This is a genomic window from Litchfieldella anticariensis FP35 = DSM 16096 (genome assembly GCF_000409775.1).
GTDB classification, from domain to species: Bacteria; Pseudomonadota; Gammaproteobacteria; order Pseudomonadales; family Halomonadaceae; genus Litchfieldella; species Litchfieldella anticariensis.
The window spans coordinates 101,494-119,846 of sequence record NZ_KE332396.1; the positions used below are offsets into that span (position 1 = coordinate 101,494).

Below are 18,353 nucleotides of genomic sequence, written 5' to 3' on the forward strand. Positions count from 1 at the left end.
AGGGGTTATCAAAAAGCAGAAAGGGGAGGCTCGATGGCCTCCCCTGCAAGCACTCGCTTAGCGTCCGTGCTGTTGATTTTTCTTCGTGATGGCGCATCGCCTTGAATACGCACCACAGTCACCAAGAAGCATCAGGCAAACAGCATTCTTGTTGTTGTCGATCTCCCGACGGCGACCGTCTCGTATTCAAAACAATAATCCAACCACGACGGTAGGGATTCTACCTCCCCTCGGCCTGTTGTTCTTGTTGCCGAGGTTGCATCGCTGTCGAGCTTGTTCTTGTTGTTGCCCGTTCGGGATGCGTCGCGTCCTGAATCATTTCCGGATCTTCGACCATATTGTTCTTGTTGTCGTCAAAGCTGGGTCGCGCGGTGTTGTTATTGTTGGCACCGCCATGCATTACCCATGGTGATCACCCGGCAGCATTGTTGTTATTGAAGTGCCGGGTCAGCGCCGTGGTATCACCTTGTTGTTGTTGGAGGTGGCCTTCGGCGTCCGGGTGTTGTTTTTCTTGTCCTAGATACTGCATGCCTCGTGCCATGCTTGATAAAGTCATTGTTTTTCAGATGGTTACTTTTTTCTTCTTGAGTTCCTTCCGATATGCACTTGCTGTGTGTTACCTCTGCTGCGCCATCCCGGGGCGCTGGTTGTGTGAGATGGTAACAACTGGTGCATCCCAGCTCCTTCTCGTTGCAAGAAGATGCCCGAGAAGCTGGTCCTCGGGCACTTAGACAATGGTCGTGTTGTATGTGGGAGAGTGATCAGCTTGCCCGGCTGCGGGCACTTTTCTTGCGCGGGATACCAAGTCGTTGGCGGCGCTCCCACAGGCACTTGCGGCTTATCCCCAATTTCTGGGCCAGCTCTGTCTCGCTCATCTGGTCTTGGTGTTCGAGCACGAAGTGCTGGAAGTAATCCTCCAGTGAGAGGTCCTCTTCACTAATGGTGTCGTCTTGGGCGCCAGCTGCGCTTCGGGGGGGAGGGGTGGGGGGTGTCATCGGTCGCAATGCTGCTTGAGGGCTAAGACCCAAGTCGTCAGGATGAATCAGATGGCCCTCGGCGAGAATGACTCCTCGCTCGAGAGCATTCTCCAGCTCACGGACGTTTCCGGGCCAAGGGTAATCGCGAATCTCCCGACGTGCGGAACGTGACAGTTTAAGGCCTTCACGAGCATGGCGACGGCAAGCACTTGCCAGCAACACGTCGGCTAGCTCGAGAATATCGTCCTCGCGCTCGCGCAGCGGTGGCAGATCGATCTGCATCACGTTGAGACGATAATAGAGATCGAGACGGAATTCCCCACTCTTCGAAAGTGCATGCAGGTCGCGATGTGTGGCAGCGATCAAGCGTATGTTCACATGCCGTGTCTCCACCGAGCCGATCTTGCGGATCTCTCCTTCCTGCAATACACGTAGCAAGCGTGCCTGAGCATCCAGTGGCAATTCACCGATTTCGTCGAGGAATAGAGTGCCGCCATCGGCAGCTTCCACCAGGCCGGTACGGGCAGCACTGGCGCCGGTGAAAGCCCCCTTCTCGTGGCCGAACAGTTCGGACTCGATCAGGGTTTCGGGAATGGCGGCACAGTTGACGCAGATCAATGGTGCCCGGGCGCGTTGACTCTGGTGGTGAATGGCGCGTGCGACAAGTTCCTTGCCGGTGCCTGATTCCCCTTGGATCAGTACTGTGACGTCGGCCGGCGCAGTCTTGCGAATGCGGGTGTAAACCGCTTGCATGGCAGGACAGTTGCCAATCATGGCCTGGGGTATGGTCGTAGACGTGGCCGACACCTCTCTAGGCGCTTCGTGGCGGTGTTGTGCAAGCGTCTTGGCCACCGTATCGAGCAGTTCGTCGTGGTCGAAAGGTTTGGCGATGTAATCCACGGCACCTTGCTTCAAGGCATCCACTGCCGAGCGCATGCTGGCATAACTGGTCATGATCAACACGGGCGTGGGGGCAGCACGTTCGATCAGGGCAGTGCCAGCCTCGCCGGGCAGGCGCAGGTCGCTGATCACCAGGTCGAAACGCTGAGGGTCCAAGGCCTCAGCTTCGGCGACTGAACCAGCCTCGCTGACCTGGTAATCATGGCGCTCTAGCAGCCGCTTGAGGGCGCTGCGGATGATGGCTTCGTCTTCAACGATCAGAATCCGGCTCATCGCGGTCTTCGTCGTCCTCTCTGGTGGTGGGCAACCACAAGTGAATGCGGGTGCCGTGTTCACGCCCTGAGGGCGGTGACTCGATATGTATCTGCCCGTGGTGTTCGGCAATGATACTGTAGACCAATGGCAGGCCCAGTCCCGTGCCCTCTCCTGGGGCCTTGGTTGTGGTGAAAGGCTCGAAAAGATGGTCGCGAATCCGGGCGTCGATACCTTGCCCCTCATCGGTCACCGTCAGTGAGGCGCCCAAGCCTTCCGGTTCAGCGGCAATGACCACTTCCCCTCCTGCCGGGCTGGCGTCGCGGGCATTGCTCAACAAATTGACCAACACCTGGATCAGGCGCTGGGCATCACCTTTGACCAGCAGATCGGGCGGACACAGGTTACGATAAACTACATCCTGACCCGAGCGCGCCAAGTGGATCAAGTGCAGGGCTTCCTCGGTGACATGATGTAGGGTGACGTCAGTGAAGGACGTGCCGTGCACGTGGCGACCGCCATGCGCGAAACCGACCAGGGAGCCGACGATGCGCGAGACGCGGTCCGTAAGTTGCTGGATCTGGTTGGCGGTTTCCAGCAGTGCGGGGTCATCGGTGTCATAGCGAAGGTTCTGGGCCAGTGATGAAATACCGGTAATGGGGTTGCCGATCTCGTGGGCGACCCCGGCGGCCAATTGGCCAATCGAGGCCAGTCGAGCGGCATGCACCAGTTCGTCTTCCAGCCACTTCATCTCGCTGTGATCTTCCACCAGGATCACGGTGCCGCCTCGCTCCTCTTCACCCTCGTTCAATATGGCCTTGTGCAAGGTGAGATAGCGTTGCCCTTTGCTCAACTCGACTGGTTGCTTGTAGAGATGGCTGTTCGGGTTGGCGAGAGCACGCCCAAGTAGCTCGGCCCAGGGAGCCGGCAGGCTATTACGTCGGGAACCGATCACACTTGCCCCATCGATGCCGCTGAGTTCGGCCAAGGCATCGTTCCACATCAGTAGTTCGTCATCGTCGCCGAAAGCACATAAGCCAACGGGCAACTGGGTGAGGGTACGTCGGTGGTAGCGTCGCAGGCCATCGAGTTCGCGAGCCAGGCCGGTGAGTCGGGAACGATAGGCTTCGAGTCGGCTTTCGACAAAATGGATATCGTCGGTGGCAGCTTGGCCATCGTGCCGATAGGGCAGGAATCGGTCGACGATGTCCTGAGCCACTGAAGGACCCATCAGGCCCGAGAGATTGGCTTGAATCCGATCACGCAAGCGGCGCAGAGCATAGGGGCGACCATCGAGAGGCGACATGTGCAAGGCGGAGAGGGCACGGTCCACCTCTCGGGTGGCGACGTCCTCACCCAGGGCGTCGGACAAGTGACGTTTGAAATCCTCCCCACTACTGGCCATCAGGGGTAGGCGCTTGGGGCGGATGACGGCATCCACCGAGCACGCCTCGGCGGCGGCACGTTCACCCTCGGAGGTGCGGGTTGCCAGGGAGACCACAATGAAAGTGAGGATGTTGGCCGCTAATGCTTCCAGGGCAACGATGTACCAGACGGGCTCTCCCTGTAGGGCTTCCAGGCCAGGAGGGAGAAATATCAGTGTGGGAATGCCGGTCAGCAGCGGCAGCCATAATCCCAGTAGCCAGATTGCCACGCCCACCAGCAAACCAGCGACCATACCCTTGCGGTTGGCTCCTGGCCAGTAGAGCACGGCGAGCATGCCTGGCAGGCATTGTGCCATGCCGACGAACGATGCCAATCCCAGTGTGGCCAGGTCATGATGGATACCGACAGTGCGATAGAAAAGCCAGCCGCTGAAGATGACCGCCGCTATCAATGCCCGGCGCAGCCAACGTAGCCAACGATAGAGATCAGGCTGGTGTGCGGGTGGGTGCGCTACCAGTACCAGGTGGTTGAGGATCATCCCCGAGAGTGCCAGCGAGATGATGATCAGAGTGCCGGTGGCTGCGGCGAGACCCGCAATGAAGGCCAATGCATCAACCCACCAGGCATTGGATAGTCCAAAGACAAGATAGGCGGAGCCCAACCCTGCTTCGTCGGCACCGAGACGCTGGGCGCCCCACAGGATCAGTGGCACTGGCAATGCCATCAGCAACAGGAATAGTGGCAAGCTCCAGCCGGCCTGGAGCAGGGCGCGCCGAGACAGAGTCTCGGCGAAGGTCATATGAAACATGTGCGGCATCAGGAAGGCCGCAGCGAAGAACAGTAACAGCAGGGTGCGCCATTGTCCGGGGTCGAGTTGAGCCACTGCTGCCTGACGCGCCAGCCCTGGGCCTCCGAGCCAGGTTTGCAGATCGGTGGGGCCATCGAATATTCCGAACAGGGCGATGGCACCCAAGGCGAGCATGGCAGCCAACTTGATCAAGGAGTCTAGGGCGATGGTGGCCAACAGAGTGTCATGGCGTGCGTGCAAACGGGTATGTCGAGCACCGAATAGCGTCGTGAATAGCGCGATTAGTGCGCAGAAGGCCAGTGCCAGCAAGCCTGGAGAGGTGGATCCCGTCATCAGATGAATGGCATCGCCCATGGTCTGCACTTGCAGTGCCAGCAGCGGTAATACGGCCAGGCTGCTGACCAGGGTCACCAGAGTTCCGACCCAACGTGAACGAAAGCGGAATGCGAATAGGTCGGCCAGCGACGAGAGTTGATACGTGCGTGTCATGCGCTGAATCGGTAGCAACAGCACCGGCGCCAGTAGAAAAGCGCCAGCTACACCGAGATAATAGGCTAGGTAGCCATAGCCGACCTGACTGGCCAACTCGAGGCTACCGTAAACCGCCCAGGCACTGGCATAAACCCCCAGTGCCAGAGTGTAAACAGCGGGATGGCGTACGAGACGAAGTGGGATCCAGCCTCGTTCGACTGCTAGAGCGCAAGCAAATAGCAGCGCCAGATAGCTGGCACCGAGGAGGAAGACGCCACTTAGGCTAGCGCTCATCCAGCTTCCTCTTTTGCTCTAGCCAGATCGACAGGGCAATCAGTATTCCCCAAATCGCGAAGGGGCGGTACCAGGCCGTGTCGGGACTCGACCAGCCGCTCATCAGCAACGGCGACAGTAGATAGCCACCGAATACCAGGAACAGCATGATGCGATAGACGTACATGGGAGTCCTTGCGTGCTTGATTATTCCGAGTTTAACAGTCTCGCTGCGCAACCGGTTGTAGCCGCTCGCTATCCCATCGTTCTATGGCAATGGCAAGCTGTTCGGCGACGGGGGCTTGCCGTTGTGCGTCTTCCACTGGCTGGTCGAGGGCAAGCAGGGCGCGATGCAGTAGTGGGCGTGCTTGTTCCTCGTCGTATGGCAGTGCCGGAGCCAAGTTCTGCTTGGATAGCTTCTGGCCATCACTGCCAATGATCAAGGGCAGATGCAGGTAACGTGGTCCGGGCAGTCCCAGCGCATGCTGTAGCTGACGTTGCCAGGGAGTGTTATCGAGTAGATCGGCGCCACGCACCACGTCACTGACGCCTTGGTCGGCATCATCGACCACGACGGCGAGTTGATAGGCCCATAGGCCGTCTTTACGCTTGAGAATCACATCGCCAAGTTCCGCCGGGTCGAAGGTCTGCTCACCGTAGAGGCGATCGCACCAGACAGCCGGTCGTAACCCCAGGTCACTACGCAGCCGCCATGCCTGCGGTTTGTGCATAGCATAAGCGCCTGTGCGACACCAGCCGGGATAGATAGGATGGTCGCGCCACTGTCGACGCGAGCAGCTGCAAGGGTAGACCAACCCAAGATCGCACAAACGTATCAGTGCTTGTTGATAGGCATCGCCACGCTCACGCTGATAGCGTATTGGGCCATCCCAATGCAGGCCAAAGGCTTCCAGCTGGCGCAGAATGGTGTCGCTGGCACTTGGTGGACAGCGTGGTGGATCGATATCCTCAATACGCAACAGCCACTGCCCTCCCGCATGCCGGGCATCGAGAAAACTACCTAGTGCCGCGACTAGCGAGCCGAAGTGCAAAGGGCCTGACGGTGTGGGGGCGAAACGGCCGCAATAGTGACTCATAACGCATTCGAGGGTGTCGGTAAGGACCAAATGCTAACGGGCACCTCAAGGTGCCCGTTACGCAGTCTATGAGAGCGGTGGCGCATTCTCGTCTCATCCGCCGAGCTGCTTTTCCTTGAGTTCGGCCAGCGTCTTGCAGTCGACACATAGCGTGGCAGTGGGACGTGCTTCAAGGCGGCGAATGCCGATCTCGACACCGCAAGCTTCGCAGAAGCCATAGTCTTCTTCATCGATCTTGTCGATGGTTTCATTGATCTTCTTGAGCAGCTTGCGCTCACGGTCACGTGTTCTCAGTTCGAGGCTGAAGCCTTCTTCCTGGGTGGCCCGATCCGCTGGGTCAGCGTAATTGTTGGCGTCTTCCTGCAAGTGGCGGACCGTGCGGTCCACCTCTTCCATCAATTCCTGTTTCCAGCCGAGCAGGATCTGCCGGAAGTGCTCCAACTGTTTCTCGTTCATGTATTCTTCACCCGGCGCCGGCTCGTACGGGGTGAATTTTTTAGGCGCTTCCGTCTTCTGTTCTGCTACTGGCATGGGGCTGCCTCATTACTGACAAGTGATTGGGGCCGATGCCCGGCCGTTTCCGATCGCTGACGAATCGTTCGATACAGGGACTCATCGTGATCTGATGTGGGCGCGGCCTCACCCGCCCAAAACCTTGCTTATTTAGCGAAAAAACGCCGCCATTGCAACCGCTACGATAAGGGTTTTGGCTGAAGCAAGGTAGAAGAAGCGGGTACAATGCAGCTTTGACCGCAGAGGTCCCCAAGGGTGCCGTAATCAAATCGGCCCTCTCGTCACGCAATAAAGTGGGAGCCGGAAATGCGTTTTAGTTCGCGAATCGATCATGTCGAGCCCTTTCGCGTGATGAGCCTGCTGGAACAAGCTCAAGCACGCGAAGCCGCTGGACACGATATCATTCACCTGGAAGTGGGGGAACCCGATTTTGCCACGCCCCAGGCGGTGGTGGCAGCGGGCCAGCAAGCCCTAGCGGCTGGACATACGCGCTATACGCCAGCAGGGGGGCTCCCTGCCCTGCGTGAGGCCATCGCCGACCATTACGCTAGTCATTTCAATGCCACGGTTGAGCCTGAATGTATCATCGTGACCCCTGGGGCTTCCGGAGCACTGCTGTTGGCCAGCCAACTGCTGGTGCAACGGGGTGACCGGGTGCTGATGGCCGATCCCACTTATCCGTGTAACCGTCACTTCATGTTCCTGGCGGACGCCGAGCTGGATACGGTGCCGGTGGGGCCAGAGAGTGGTTGGCAACTCGATGCCGCTCTCGTTGCTACTCACTGGCAGGCGGATACCCGTTTGGCGATGTTGGCGACCCCTTCGAATCCTACCGGGCACATGCTCGACAAGGCACAGCTTGCGGCCGTGGCTCAAGAAGTAAGGCAGCGAGACGGTCATCTATTGGTCGACGAAATCTATCAAGGACTGACTTATGACATCGATCCGGTGTCGGCAGCATCGGTGACGTCCGAGGCGTTCGTCGTCAACAGCTTTTCGAAATACTTCGGCATGACGGGCTGGCGTCTGGGCTGGCTGGTAGCGCCGCAGGCCGCTATCGAACCGCTTACCCGCCTGGCGCAGAATGTCTTCCTGGCCGCACCGACACCGTCCCAGCATGCCGCCTTGGCAGCTTTCACCCCGGAATGCCGAGAGGAACTCGAACATCGTCGGAGAGAGCTGCAACGGCGACGCGATGCCTTGTTGGCAGGACTGGGGCGGCTGGAGTTGGCGCCCTCCGTGCCCCCTCAAGGAGCCTTCTATGTGTGGTTGGATATCTCACGCTACAGCCGTGATAGCCAGACGTTCTGCCAACGCTTGCTGGAAGAGGAAAACGTTGCCATTACCCCAGGAGTCGATTTTGCCGTACGCGGTGGCGAGTATCACGTGCGCATCGCTTTCACCAACGACGTAGACCGCCTTGAGGAGGCGGTGCATCGCCTAGAGCGTTTCCTGGCCCGACAATAGAGTGAGCTCCTGATGGAATATCCCGCCTTGGTACCGGGCCTCTTGCGGCGCCGCTACAAGCGCTTTCTGGCCGATGTCGAACTTGCTGACGGCTCACTAGTGGTAGCGCATTGCCCCAATACCGGCTCGATGCGAGCGGTCAATGTGCCGGGTTGCCGAGTATGGCTGTCGCCAAGCGACAACCCCAAGCGCAAGCTGGATTGGACTTGGGAACTGATCGAACTTCCCCAGCCCGATGGCACGGCTGCCTTGGCGTCGGTGCAGACCGGGCGTGCCAATGCCATCGTTGAAGAAGCACTGCGTAACGGAGTGGTCGAGGAATTGCATGGTTATACCGAGCTCCGACGTGAAGTGAAGGTCGCGGGGGGGCGGCTGGATTTTCGCCTCGACCGGGCCAACGCTCCCAGTGCCTTCGTAGAGGTCAAGCAAGTGACCCTCAAAGAGAGCGACGGTCATGGTTACTTCCCCGATGCCGTGAGCGAACGTGGGCGCAGGCACTTGGAGAGTTTGGCAGCCTTGGCCGATCAGGGGCTGCGGGCGGTACTGCTGTTTTGCGTGGCACATACCGGTATCCCTGATGTGGCCCCGGCAGCACACCTCGACTCCGCTTATGCCCATACATTGCGTGCTGTGGCTGAGTGTGGCGTCGAGGTGCTGGCTTACGGATGCCAGGTTGAGTGTGTGAATGGTATTCCCCAGGCCATTCGCTTGGCTCGGCACCTGCCAGTATCACTGACTCGACAAGCGAATATTGCCCGCACCATCGATTGAAATGGGCAGCGAGGTGAGCATGCGTCCTTGGCAGGGGCCAAACACGCACTCACCATTCTCTGGGAGGAAAAGAGCCCCGTGCCTACTGCATTGGATCAGTTCCCTACCACCTTCGAGAAAGGTGTCGGTACCACCATCCAAGTCGACTCCTTGATGGGGGCAACGGTTTTCGAAGGCACTGATCCGGCCATGTACTCGAACCATGAAGATGGTGCGACCGTCAGGCAGTGTCGTGCCGAGGTCGCCGGTAGCATCGAGTTGTGACACGTGGGCAATGATAGGATGGGACAAAGGAACCTCATGTCATGTCGTTCAAGGAGCTGCCATGCAGCGACGCGAGTGTCTCAAGGGATTCGTTGCCCTGGCGGCGCTGGGCATGATACCCGCTGCCGTGGCCGACATCGAAGCCGTACGTCCGCTGGGACGTGTACGCGATCTGCGAGCTGATATCTGGTTGAGCGAGACAGCGCTGATGAAGCGATTGCTTGCAGCGGAAGCCGTGATCGTTGGTGAGCATCATGACAACCCGGAACACCATCGCTTGGAGCGTTGGTTGATCAATCGACTGGCCCACTACGACCAACTGGGCGGTGTGGCGATGGAAATGCTCGATCCCAGCCAACAGGCGCGATTGGCTAGGCACTCGACTGCCGAGCTGCTGGCGTTGTCGGAGGCCGACTTACGCAACTTGTTGCAATGGAACGAAGGATGGGACTGGCAGGCCTATGGCCCGACACTACGACGAGTGCTGGAATTGGGGGTAATGCCTCGTGCAGCCAACCTGGAACGCCAGACGATCAAGGAGCTCGTGGCTGCCAATCAGGCGCCTGAGTTACCGCAGGTGGTGATAGCGGCGCAGCGGCAGGCACTGATAGAAGGGCACTGCAACATGCTCCCGGAACACATGTTGGATGGTCTGCTTGCCGCGCAGGTGGCGCGTGATCAAGCCATGGCAGTGGCGCTCGGCGAGTTGCCGGCTACCGCGGTCCTGATCTGCGGTAGTGGGCATGCGCGTCGCGATCTTGGCGTGGCTCTGCACTCTGATGGCATGCCACTATCGCTGGGGTTGATCGAACTCGCTCCAAGTCAGAACGACTGGCGTTCAGCGCTTCCCGTAAGTGTCGACGATGCTCCGCCCTACGACTTGGCTTGGTTCACCCCCACCGTTGAACGTGGCGATGTATGTGGCGCGCTGCGTGAGCGCTTTGCCGGCGGTCAGCGGTCGAAGTAGAAGCGTTGCATGAAACTGATGTTGGCTGGCTCCTGGTTGCGGTCGTAGGTTACGTCGAGGTTGAAGCGTAGCGCTTCGTCTTCCTGGATGCGGAACGTTGCCAGATGATAGATGGCCTCGTCCTCGCGCACAGTGCGGAACGATAGCTCTTGGATCTGGCCGGCAAGATTGCTGACTTGGCCATTGACCGTGGCGTTGACTGCACGGGTCGAGCCGTCATCGAGTTCCTGGCGCACGCTGATGCTGAGCAGTGCCTGCACCTGGCTGCGTTGGATGTCATAGGCTGCAGCCACCTCGGGGGTCAGAAAACTGGTGTTCACCGCACTGTAGTGAATCTGGTAATCGCCGACTCGTTCGAACTGTTGGGCTGATACCAGATCAGCGCTCAGTGTCAGCAACAGGCCAAGTCCCCAGGCGAGAAAGGTAGTTCTTATGGCCATGTTTTTCTCCCTCCTCGTGTCGTTTGGCGGTGGCCTGACTATCTGCCGCGACTGACACGGAAGATGGCCGTTTCACCGAACAAGTTGGGCCACCACCGAGAACTCCAGTGACCTTCATGGTCGCCGTTTCCCACGGCGCGGTCACTGATGATCAGACCTTTGTCGCGGCATAGGCGTTCAAAGTCGTTGAAGGTCGAGAGGTGGATATTGGGTGTATCGTACCAAGCATGAGGTAGCGACTTGGATACCGGCATGTAGCCCTTGAAACCTAGATAGGCGCGGTGGCGCCAGTAGGCGAAGTTTGGGAAGGTGATGATGCATTCACTCGCCACGCGTAGCATCTCGTCGAGCATGCGGTCTGGACGGCGTAGCGCCTGGAGGGCCTGGGTCATGATCACCAGGTCGCAGGCGTCGTCGTCGAAGTTGGCCAGGCCCTGGTCGAGGTTCTGTTCGATGACATTGACACCACGTGCGATACAGGCGGTGATGCCGTCGGGGTCGATTTCCAGACCATAGCCGGTGACGTTCTTGTCACGGGCCAAAGCATCGAGCAAGGCGCCGTCACCGCAGCCCAGGTCGAGGATATGGGCGCCATGCGGTATCCAGCCATGAATCAGTTCGAGATCGGCTCGCATCAACTGTCCTCCAGACCGGAGTCGTGGGCTACACGCCCCATGAAACTAGCGAATATTGCCTGATAGCGTGTTTCCGGTAATAGGAAAGCATCGTGACCGTGGGGAGAGTCGATGCAGACATAGCTCACCGGCTTACCGGCTCGAATCAGGGCGTCGACCAACTCTCGCGACCGCGAAGGTGGGAAGCGCCAGTCGGTGGAGAAGCTCACCACCAGGAAAGGGCAGGACGCTGGTGCGACTGCCGCCGCCAAGTCACCGTCGTGAGCAGCGGCCGGATCGAAATAGTCCAGGGCCTTCGTCATCAGCAGGTAGGTGTTGGCATCGAAGGAGGTCGAGAAAGTGTCGCCCTGATAGCGTAGGTAGGATTCGACCTGGAACTCGACGTCATAGCCGAAATTGAGATCGTCACTGCGCAGGTCCCGGCCGAACTTGCTGCCCATGGCATCTTCGGAGAGATAGGTGATGTGGCCGACCATGCGTGCCAGCTTAAGACCACGTCTTGGTAGCGTGTCGTGTTCTGCGTACCAACCATCGTAAAAATCGGGATCGGAGCGGATGGCCTGACGCGCGACCTCGTTGAAGGCGATGTTCTGTGCTGACAACTTAGGAGTGGCGGCGATCACCACGGCATTGGCTATGCGCTCCGGATAGGCCAGGGACCACTGCAGAACTTGCATTCCCCCCAGGCTGCCGCCAATCACTGCGGCAAAGCGTTCGATGCCCAACCTGTCTGCTAGCCTGGCCTGACTGTGGACCCAGTCGCCAACGGTCATCATCGGAAAGTCCGGCCCCCATTGGCGGCCGGTGTCGGGGTTGATGGCGCAGGGGCCGGTACTGCCGTGACAGCCACCGAGGTTATTGAGCGATATTACGAAGAATCGATCGGTATCAATGCTCTTGCCGGGGCCGATGTGAGCGTCCCACCAGCCAGGCTTACGGTCCTCGCGGCTATGGTAGCCGGCGGCATGATGATGTCCCGACAGGGCGTGGCAGATCAGCACGGCATTGCTGCGGCTAGCGTTGAGCTTGCCATAGGTTTCGTAGACCAGATCATAGGACTGCAACGTCTTGCCACAGGCTAGGGCCAGGGGAACGTCGAAGTGGGCCGTCTGCGGTGCGACCAGACCGACCGAATCGCTAGGAAGCTCGGGCATCAGGGTATCGCTGTCCAATGGTGTTCTAGTTCCTGTCGTTGGCATGGCGTCGCTTCACAAGCCTACCAAGGCACCGGAAACACCGGCGGCACGGGTCAGAGAGCCAACCACCACGCCATCGACGATACTGATGCCGATGAAAACCACGATCGGAGATAAATCGATCATGCCAAGTGGAGGAATCACTTTGCGGACCGGGGCCATGATCGGCTCGACCAGTTGAAAGATCAGCAGTGCCGCAGGATGGCTCGCCTGAGGTGCTACCCAGCTCAGGATGATCATGGCGATCAGTGCGAAGAAATAGATCTTGAGAATGGCATTGGCCAGCGCCGCCACCGCCCCAATGGCCGCACCCACAATGGGAGGAATACCAAAGCCGGCGATCTGCAGGATGACGATGATGCTTACGGCCTTGATGAGAAAACCTGCAGCCAAGGTGGCCAGATCGAAAGAGCCGATCGGACGTAAAAACCCCTGGAAGGGACCGACCGCGGGCTGGGTGATCTTGACCACGGACTGGCTGATGGGATTGTAGTAATCCGCTCGCGATGCCTGCAGCAAAAAGCGCAGCATGAGCAGGAATAGATAGATGTTGATCAGTGTGTTGACCAGCAGCAGGCCGGCATTTCCCAGTTGACTGCCCATGGGGGCTCCTTGTGGCTGAATGGGGCTAACGTTTGCCGAGTTCGTCGGCCATCTCGCGAGCACGCTTGGCGCAGGCATCGGTGGCATCGAGAAAAGTCTGGCGTAGACCGGCATCCTCGAGCACCTGAATGGCGCGTTCTGTAGTACCGCCAGGAGACATCACATTACGTTTGAGTTGATCCGGGGATTGATCACTATGCTGGGCCATGCAAGCAGCGCCATAGGCGGTTTGCAAGGCAAGCCGACGCGCGCTGTCTGCCGGTAACCCCAAGCGTGTGCCCGCGGCTTCCAGGGCTTCGAAGATCAGGAAGAAATAGGCTGGCGCACTGCCGGCGATCGCTGTTACCGCTTCCAACTGTGTCTCGTCATCGACCCACTCCGCCAAACCTACTGCTTGCATCAATTGGGTTGCCAACTCGCGTTGGTCGGTCGTGACACGTGGGTTGGCGAACAGACCTGCGGCGCCGGCCCCCACCAATGCAGGAGTGTTGGGCATACATCGGATCACCGCCAGATCCCCGCCCAACCAACGCTCCAGTGTTTCAGCGGGCAGGCCGGCCGCAACCGAGACGATCAGGGGCTTACGCGCCTGGATGGTCTCGCATAGCTCGGCGCAGACGCTTTGCATGATTTGTGGCTTGACCGCCAATACCACCACGTCGGCATTGACCACGGCAGTACGGTTGTCGGTTTGGGTATGAATGCCATAGCGGCTCCGCAACGGAGCCAAGAACTCATCGCTTGGGGACGTGGCGGTGATCGCTTCGCGTGGATAGCCGCTCTCGATCATGCCGCCGAAAATGGCGCTGGCCATGTTGCCGGCCCCGATGAATGTGATTTGGCTAGCCATGCATGTCGTCCTCTCGTCATAGGCTGATAAAGGGTGAAGTGTGCCAGAAGTCGCCTCTCGCTCTCACTGGCGTGTGCCGAAGATGGCGGTTCCCAGTCGCACCAGGGTGGCCCCTTCGGCGATGGCGGCCTCCAGATCGTCGCTCATGCCCATGGATAAGGTGTCGAGCGGTGCTTGGGGGTAACGCGCTTGCAAGGCTTCCAGTGCTTGGCGTAAACGAGCTAGCGGCGCACGTTGCTCGACCAAGGTTACGGCCGGAGCAGGGATCGCCATCAGACCACGTAACGCGAGTTGTGGCATGCCAACCACTTCTGCTGCCAACGTGTCCAACTGATCGTACGCAATGCCCGACTTGCTGGCCTCTCCGCTGACATTGACCTGTAGACAGACGTTCAACTTCGGCAGGTGTGCAGGTCGTTGTTCCGATAGCCGCCGAGCGATTTTCTCGCGATCGATGCTATGAATCCAATCGAAATGCTCGGCCACTGCCCGGGTCTTGTTGGACTGTAAGGGGCCGATGAAATGCCACACGATATCTGTGAGGTCGGCCAGCTCAGCCTGCTTGTCGAGCGCCTCTTGCAGATAGTTCTCACCGAAATCCCGCTGACCATGGCGATAGGCCTCGCGAATCATGCTTGCGGGCTTGGTCTTGCTGACGGCCAGCAATGTCGCTGCCTGCTCGTCGCGACCGGCATCGCGCAAGGCCTTGGCCAGACGGGCTCGGGCAGCAGCGAGTGTTTCGGAAAGTACAACCTCTGTCATACTGGTGTCGACCTTACAGGGAGCAGGGAACGCATGGATATTACCGAATTGCTGGCATTCTCGGCAAAGCAGAACGCCTCCGATCTGCATCTTTCGGCAGGATTGCCACCAATGATTCGGGTGGATGGTGACATCTGCCGATTCAATGTACCTGCCATGGAAGATCGTGAGGTTCGCAAACTGATCTATGACATCATGACCGATCGCCAGCGTCACGACTATGAGGAACTCCTTGAGACCGACTTCTCCTTCGAGGTTCCCGGTGTCGCGCGTTTCCGTGTCAACGCCTTCCACCATGGCCGGGGCGCTGGTGCGGTATTTCGCACCATACCCTCCCAGGTACTGAGCCTGGACGAACTGGGGCTTGGTGATGTCTTCCGTCAACTGGCGTCGTTGCCGCGTGGCCTAGTGCTGGTGACTGGCCCGACCGGCTCAGGCAAGAGCACCACTCTGGCAGCCCTGATCGACTTCATCAACGACACTCGTTATGAGCATATCCTCACCATCGAGGATCCGGTGGAGTTTGTGCATCACAGCAAGCGATGCCTGGTCAATCAGCGTGAAGTGCATCGTGATACCCATGGCTTTGCTGCAGCGTTGCGCAGTGCCTTGCGTGAAGACCCGGACGTGATCTTGGTGGGCGAGATGCGTGACCTGGAAACCATTCGGCTGGCGCTGACCGCCGCCGAAACCGGCCATCTGGTGTTCGGCACTCTGCACACGAACTCAGCTGCCAAGACCATCGACCGCATCGTCGATGTTTTCCCCGGTGACGAGAAGACCATGGTGCGTTCGATGCTCTCCGAGTCACTGCAAGGGGTGGTCTCCCAAGCGTTGGTCAAACGCAAGGGTGGTGGCCGTATCGCCGCCCATGAAATTCTGGTGTCGACATCGGCGGTGCGTAATCTGATCCGCGAAGACAAGGTGGCGCAGCTCTATTCGGTGATTCAAACTGGCGGCAGTCTGGGTATGCAGACCTTGGATGCCTCGCTGGCAAGGCTGGTCAGTGACGGTGTAGTGGCGCGCGAGGAAGCACAAGCCAAGGCCAAGGGAGTGTTGGCCTTCTAATATGCTGATGAGCAAGTAGTGGATCGGCAACGGGTAAGTATGGCCTGCTGTCTTTGGCTCTCATGGTGGGGTCTCGGCCTCTCGAATTCAGGGAGCATAGATGCCGCCTAGCACTCGAGGGCCTGAGGCTCCGGTAACCGAAGGCAAGTTACCCGGCAGACCTGTCAAGCGGCGATAGGCTAGCCAAGCAAAAGCACCGGCTTCCAACCAATCGGCAGGCCATCCCCAGTCGTCGCAGGGCACCAGGGAGGTTTCGGGCAAGTGCCTTGCCAAGCGCACTAATACGTCAGGATTATGTGCGCCACCACCACACGGGATCAGCATCGCGGCGGGAGGTGCATCATGGAGTTCGCGTGCCATTTCTATGCCCATGGCAACACTCGTCGCGGTCAGCTCAGCCAGCGTTGCCTGGACGTCACGTGGCAATTCGCTGCCCTTCAGGTGTCGCTCTAGCCAGGGCAGGTGAAAGACTTCACGGCCGGTGCTGCGTGGTGGCTGCTGGTGGAAGAACGGTTCTCGCATCAGCGACTCGAGCAGCGTCATATCTACCTGACCTGAGGCAGCCCACCTGCCATCAGCATCGAAACGGCCACCGCGGTGACGGCTATACCAGGCATCCAGTAGTACGTTGGCCGGGCCGGTATCGAACCCAATTACTTGTGCCGTGCTGTCACTTGGAGGGAGCAATGTCAGGTTGGCGAACCCTCCAAGGTTGAGAACCAGCCGCCATTCGTCGGAATGTCGGAATAGCGCATTGTGGAAGGCTGGGGCTAGCGGAGCAGCTTGGCCGCCGGCTGCCAGGTCGCGGCGCCGGAAGTCGGCCACCACTTGGCATCCCGTGAGCTCGGCCAGCAGGCTGGGGTTGTCGAGCTGATAAGTATAAGCGGGGCCACTTTGGCCATGGCCATAAGGGGCGTGCTCGATGGTCTGGCCGTGACTGCCAATGGCGACGAGGTCATCTCGCGAGATACCGCTGGCTTCAAGCAGCCGGCTTACCGCTTCGGCCTGCAGATGGCAGAAACTAACTTCAGCGCTGGCCAGATCGGCGAATTCGACCCGTTCAGCATGGCACAGTGCAAGCAGTCGTTCGCGTAGCTCATCGGGCAAGCTAACTGCTTGAGTTGAAAGTAGTTTTGGAGGCTGCGTTGACGTACAGCGGACCAAGGCGGCGTCGATGCCGTCCAGACTGGTGCCGGACATCAGACCTATGTACAACGACATACTCCCCTCCCTCGCGCCGCCAGCGCTCAACCGTTATGCACAAGACATGCTACCATCTTGCCCCAATCGATAATCCGTTTGGTGGCATACCGCTTTGAGTGGAGATAAGGGGACGATGACCGATGTCGCGAGCGCGCTGGCCCTGCTACAGCGCGGCACCCATGAAATTCTGTTGGGAGACGAGCTGGAGCGGAAGCTCGCTTCCGGCCGCAAACTGCGTATCAAGGCCGGCTTCGATCCTACCGCGCCGGACTTGCATTTGGGGCATAGCGTACTGCTGACTAAGATGCGCCAGTTCCAGGACTTGGGGCATGAGGTCATTTTCCTGATTGGCGACTTCACCGGCCGTATCGGCGACCCAACCGGTAAGAACGTCACTCGCAAGCCGCTTACCGAAGAGGAGGTCCGGGCCAATGCCCATACCTACCGCGAGCAGGTATTCAAGATTCTTGATCCCGACAAGACCGAAGTGCGTTTCAATGCCGAGTGGTTTTCTTCCATGAGCGCCGCCGACATGATCGAGTTGGCTGGCCAAAGCACTGTGGCTCGCATGCTGGAGCGCGACGACTTCGAGAAGCGTTACAAGTCGGAGCAGTCGATCTCCATACATGAGTTCCTCTATCCCTTGGTGCAGGGGTATGACTCGGTAGCGCTCAAGGCGGATGTCGAGTTGGGTGGCACCGACCAGAAGTTCAACCTGCTGATGGGGCGCGAAATCCAGAAGCACTTCGGTCAGGAGCCCCAGGTCGTGATTACCATGCCATTGCTGGAAGGGCTTGATGGCGTGCAGAAGATGTCCAAGTCATTGGGTAATTATGTCGGTGTCGACGAGGCGCCGGGGACAATGTTCAGTAAGTTGGTCTCGATGCCCGACAGGCTGATGTGGCGATACTTCGAGTTGTTATCGCTCAAGCCTAACGAAGAGATCGAGGGGCTCAAGCGTGATGTCGAGCAAGGCGCCAACCCACGCGATATCAAGATGATCCTGGCTCGCGAGTTGATCGGTCGTTACCACGGTGAGGAGGCTGCGGCCCATGCTCACAAATCTGCCGGCAATCAGTTGGCCGAGGGTGAGCTGCCCGAAGATTTGCCGGAAGTCAGCGTCGACTTCGAAGGTAGTGCCATGGCGCCTATTGCCGCCGTGCTCAACCGCTCCGGGCTGACCAAGAATAGTGCCCAGGCCAAGGACATGCTGGGCAATGGCCGGGTCAAGGTCGATGGTCAAGTGATCGAGCGTGATCATATGCTGGAAACCGGCAAGAGCTACGTGATCCAGGCGGGCAAAAAACGCTTTGCCCGAGTGACTATTAGTTGACGTGAGCGCCTCCTGGATCGTTTGGCGCCTTTTTTTGTCAAAAGTACTTGCAGAGGGCCGGGTGAATCCGTAGAGTACGCATCCGCTGCTGACGACGGGCACACGTTGTTGGCGGTG

General features: G+C 58.9%; 19 protein-coding genes. 5 read left to right on the plus strand and 14 right to left on the minus strand.

What is annotated here, in order from left to right:
• Positions 1 to 412 precede the first annotated feature (412 nt).
• From L861_RS25150 to dksA, 6 genes are all read right to left on the minus strand, one after another.
• Positions 413 to 556 carry a hypothetical protein gene (locus L861_RS25150; RefSeq protein WP_236617196.1) on the minus strand — a complete coding sequence of 48 codons (144 nt, stop codon included), beginning with the start codon at positions 554 to 556 and terminating at the stop codon, positions 413 to 415.
• 205 nt (positions 557 to 761) lie between these two features.
• Positions 762 to 2,150: a sigma-54-dependent transcriptional regulator gene (locus L861_RS22880; RefSeq protein WP_016419048.1), complete on the minus strand. Its 1,389-nt coding sequence runs from the start codon at positions 2,148 to 2,150 to the stop codon at positions 762 to 764.
• Positions 2,128 to 5,088 carry an ATP-binding protein gene (locus L861_RS22885; RefSeq protein WP_016419049.1) on the minus strand — a complete coding sequence of 987 codons (2,961 nt, stop codon included), beginning with the start codon at positions 5,086 to 5,088 and terminating at the stop codon, positions 2,128 to 2,130. The genes L861_RS22880 and L861_RS22885 overlap by 23 nt, the downstream gene beginning before the upstream one ends.
• Positions 5,078 to 5,254, minus strand: coding sequence for a hypothetical protein (locus L861_RS24850; protein ID WP_016419050.1), 177 nt, complete (start codon positions 5,252 to 5,254; stop codon positions 5,078 to 5,080). Before L861_RS24850 ends, L861_RS22885 begins: the two co-directional genes overlap by 11 nt.
• Before the next feature lie 31 nt (positions 5,255 to 5,285).
• Positions 5,286 to 6,164, minus strand: coding sequence for a tRNA glutamyl-Q(34) synthetase GluQRS (gene gluQRS, locus L861_RS22895; protein WP_016419051.1), 879 nt, complete (start codon positions 6,162 to 6,164; stop codon positions 5,286 to 5,288).
• Positions 6,165 to 6,257: 93 nt separating this feature from the next.
• Positions 6,258 to 6,695, minus strand: a complete 438-nt coding sequence (dksA, locus tag L861_RS22900) for an RNA polymerase-binding protein DksA (protein ID WP_016419052.1) — start codon at positions 6,693 to 6,695, stop codon at positions 6,258 to 6,260.
• Positions 6,696 to 6,983: 288 nt separating this feature from the next.
• On the opposite strand from dksA, the gene L861_RS22905 reads away from it, so the two are divergent.
• Positions 6,984 to 8,144 carry a pyridoxal phosphate-dependent aminotransferase gene (locus tag L861_RS22905; protein WP_016419053.1) on the plus strand — a complete coding sequence of 387 codons (1,161 nt, stop codon included), beginning with the start codon at positions 6,984 to 6,986 and terminating at the stop codon, positions 8,142 to 8,144.
• A 12-nt stretch (positions 8,145 to 8,156) separates the two neighbouring features.
• Positions 8,157 to 8,915, plus strand: coding sequence for a DNA/RNA nuclease SfsA (gene sfsA / locus L861_RS22910; RefSeq protein ID WP_016419054.1), 759 nt, complete (start codon positions 8,157 to 8,159; stop codon positions 8,913 to 8,915).
• On the opposite strand, the gene L861_RS25350 is transcribed toward sfsA, so the two are convergent.
• Positions 8,874 to 9,182 carry a Rieske (2Fe-2S) protein gene (locus L861_RS25350; protein ID WP_371827882.1) on the minus strand — a complete coding sequence of 103 codons (309 nt, stop codon included), beginning with the start codon at positions 9,180 to 9,182 and terminating at the stop codon, positions 8,874 to 8,876. The two genes, sfsA and L861_RS25350, sit on opposite strands and share 42 nt — an antisense overlap.
• Positions 9,183 to 9,240: 58 nt before the next feature.
• On the opposite strand from L861_RS25350, the gene L861_RS22920 reads away from it, so the two are divergent.
• The gene (locus L861_RS22920; protein ID WP_016419056.1) at positions 9,241 to 10,146 is read left to right on the plus strand and encodes a ChaN family lipoprotein; all 906 of its coding nucleotides are present in this window, start codon (positions 9,241 to 9,243) and stop codon (positions 10,144 to 10,146) included.
• Here the strand turns inward: L861_RS22920 and L861_RS22925 are convergent.
• The 6 genes from L861_RS22925 to L861_RS22950 form a co-directional block, all read right to left on the minus strand.
• A complete protein-coding gene (locus L861_RS22925) occupies positions 10,131 to 10,586 on the minus strand; it encodes a DUF4426 domain-containing protein (RefSeq protein ID WP_016419057.1) in 456 nt (151 codons plus the stop codon). The genes L861_RS22920 and L861_RS22925 overlap by 16 nt on opposite strands.
• A gap of 38 nt (positions 10,587 to 10,624) precedes the next feature.
• Entirely contained in the window at positions 10,625 to 11,221 is a 597-nt protein-coding gene (gene metW / locus L861_RS22930) for a methionine biosynthesis protein MetW (protein WP_016419058.1), read from the minus strand.
• Positions 11,221 to 12,375, minus strand: coding sequence for a homoserine O-succinyltransferase MetX (metX, locus tag L861_RS22935; RefSeq protein WP_027947790.1), 1,155 nt, complete (start codon positions 12,373 to 12,375; stop codon positions 11,221 to 11,223). The genes metW and metX overlap by 1 nt, the downstream gene beginning before the upstream one ends.
• A 54-nt stretch (positions 12,376 to 12,429) precedes the next feature.
• Entirely contained in the window at positions 12,430 to 13,020 is a 591-nt protein-coding gene (locus L861_RS22940) for a YggT family protein (RefSeq protein WP_016419060.1), read from the minus strand.
• A 25-nt stretch (positions 13,021 to 13,045) separates the two neighbouring features.
• A complete protein-coding gene (gene proC / locus L861_RS22945; RefSeq protein ID WP_016419061.1) occupies positions 13,046 to 13,870 on the minus strand; it encodes a pyrroline-5-carboxylate reductase in 825 nt (274 codons plus the stop codon).
• A gap of 63 nt (positions 13,871 to 13,933) precedes the next feature.
• A complete protein-coding gene (locus L861_RS22950; protein WP_016419062.1) occupies positions 13,934 to 14,632 on the minus strand; it encodes a YggS family pyridoxal phosphate-dependent enzyme in 699 nt (232 codons plus the stop codon).
• A gap of 33 nt (positions 14,633 to 14,665) precedes the next feature.
• Here L861_RS22950 and L861_RS22955 point away from each other — a divergent pair, with 33 nt between their 5' ends.
• Entirely contained in the window at positions 14,666 to 15,700 is a 1,035-nt protein-coding gene (locus tag L861_RS22955) for a type IV pilus twitching motility protein PilT (protein WP_016419063.1), read from the plus strand.
• A gap of 87 nt (positions 15,701 to 15,787) precedes the next feature.
• Here the strand turns inward: L861_RS22955 and L861_RS22960 are convergent, their stop codons facing one another.
• Positions 15,788 to 16,921, minus strand: coding sequence for an anhydro-N-acetylmuramic acid kinase (locus L861_RS22960; protein ID WP_016419064.1), 1,134 nt, complete (start codon positions 16,919 to 16,921; stop codon positions 15,788 to 15,790).
• Between the two features lie 115 nt (positions 16,922 to 17,036).
• On the opposite strand from L861_RS22960, the gene tyrS reads away from it, so the two are divergent.
• A complete protein-coding gene (gene tyrS, locus L861_RS22965) occupies positions 17,037 to 18,236 on the plus strand; it encodes a tyrosine--tRNA ligase (RefSeq protein WP_016419065.1) in 1,200 nt (399 codons plus the stop codon).
• The last annotated feature ends 117 nt before the right edge of the window (positions 18,237 to 18,353 follow it).

Bases quoted from the DNA above. Each gene is read 5' to 3' on its own strand.
- L861_RS25150 (WP_236617196.1), bottom strand. From the start codon at position 556: ATGACTTTATCAAGCATGGCACGAGGCATGCAGTATCTAGGACAAGAA.
- L861_RS22880 (WP_016419048.1), bottom strand. From the start codon at position 2,150: ATGAGCCGGATTCTGATCGTTGAAGACGAAGCCATCATCCGCAGCGCC.
- L861_RS22885 (WP_016419049.1), bottom strand. From the start codon at position 5,088: ATGAGCGCTAGCCTAAGTGGCGTCTTCCTCCTCGGTGCCAGCTATCTG.
- L861_RS24850 (WP_016419050.1), bottom strand. From the start codon at position 5,254: ATGTACGTCTATCGCATCATGCTGTTCCTGGTATTCGGTGGCTATCTA.
- gluQRS (WP_016419051.1), bottom strand. From the start codon at position 6,164: ATGAGTCACTATTGCGGCCGTTTCGCCCCCACACCGTCAGGCCCTTTG.
- dksA (WP_016419052.1), bottom strand. From the start codon at position 6,695: ATGCCAGTAGCAGAACAGAAGACGGAAGCGCCTAAAAAATTCACCCCG.
- L861_RS22905 (WP_016419053.1), top strand. From the start codon at position 6,984: ATGCGTTTTAGTTCGCGAATCGATCATGTCGAGCCCTTTCGCGTGATG.
- sfsA (WP_016419054.1), top strand. From the start codon at position 8,157: ATGGAATATCCCGCCTTGGTACCGGGCCTCTTGCGGCGCCGCTACAAG.
- L861_RS22920 (WP_016419056.1), top strand. From the start codon at position 9,241: ATGCAGCGACGCGAGTGTCTCAAGGGATTCGTTGCCCTGGCGGCGCTG.
- L861_RS22925 (WP_016419057.1), bottom strand. From the start codon at position 10,586: ATGGCCATAAGAACTACCTTTCTCGCCTGGGGACTTGGCCTGTTGCTG.
- metW (WP_016419058.1), bottom strand. From the start codon at position 11,221: ATGCGAGCCGATCTCGAACTGATTCATGGCTGGATACCGCATGGCGCC.
- metX (WP_027947790.1), bottom strand. From the start codon at position 12,375: ATGCCCGAGCTTCCTAGCGATTCGGTCGGTCTGGTCGCACCGCAGACG.
- L861_RS22940 (WP_016419060.1), bottom strand. From the start codon at position 13,020: ATGGGCAGTCAACTGGGAAATGCCGGCCTGCTGCTGGTCAACACACTG.
- proC (WP_016419061.1), bottom strand. From the start codon at position 13,870: ATGGCTAGCCAAATCACATTCATCGGGGCCGGCAACATGGCCAGCGCC.
- L861_RS22950 (WP_016419062.1), bottom strand. From the start codon at position 14,632: ATGACAGAGGTTGTACTTTCCGAAACACTCGCTGCTGCCCGAGCCCGT.
- L861_RS22955 (WP_016419063.1), top strand. From the start codon at position 14,666: ATGGATATTACCGAATTGCTGGCATTCTCGGCAAAGCAGAACGCCTCC.
- L861_RS22960 (WP_016419064.1), bottom strand. From the start codon at position 16,921: ATGTCGTTGTACATAGGTCTGATGTCCGGCACCAGTCTGGACGGCATC.
- tyrS (WP_016419065.1), top strand. From the start codon at position 17,037: ATGACCGATGTCGCGAGCGCGCTGGCCCTGCTACAGCGCGGCACCCAT.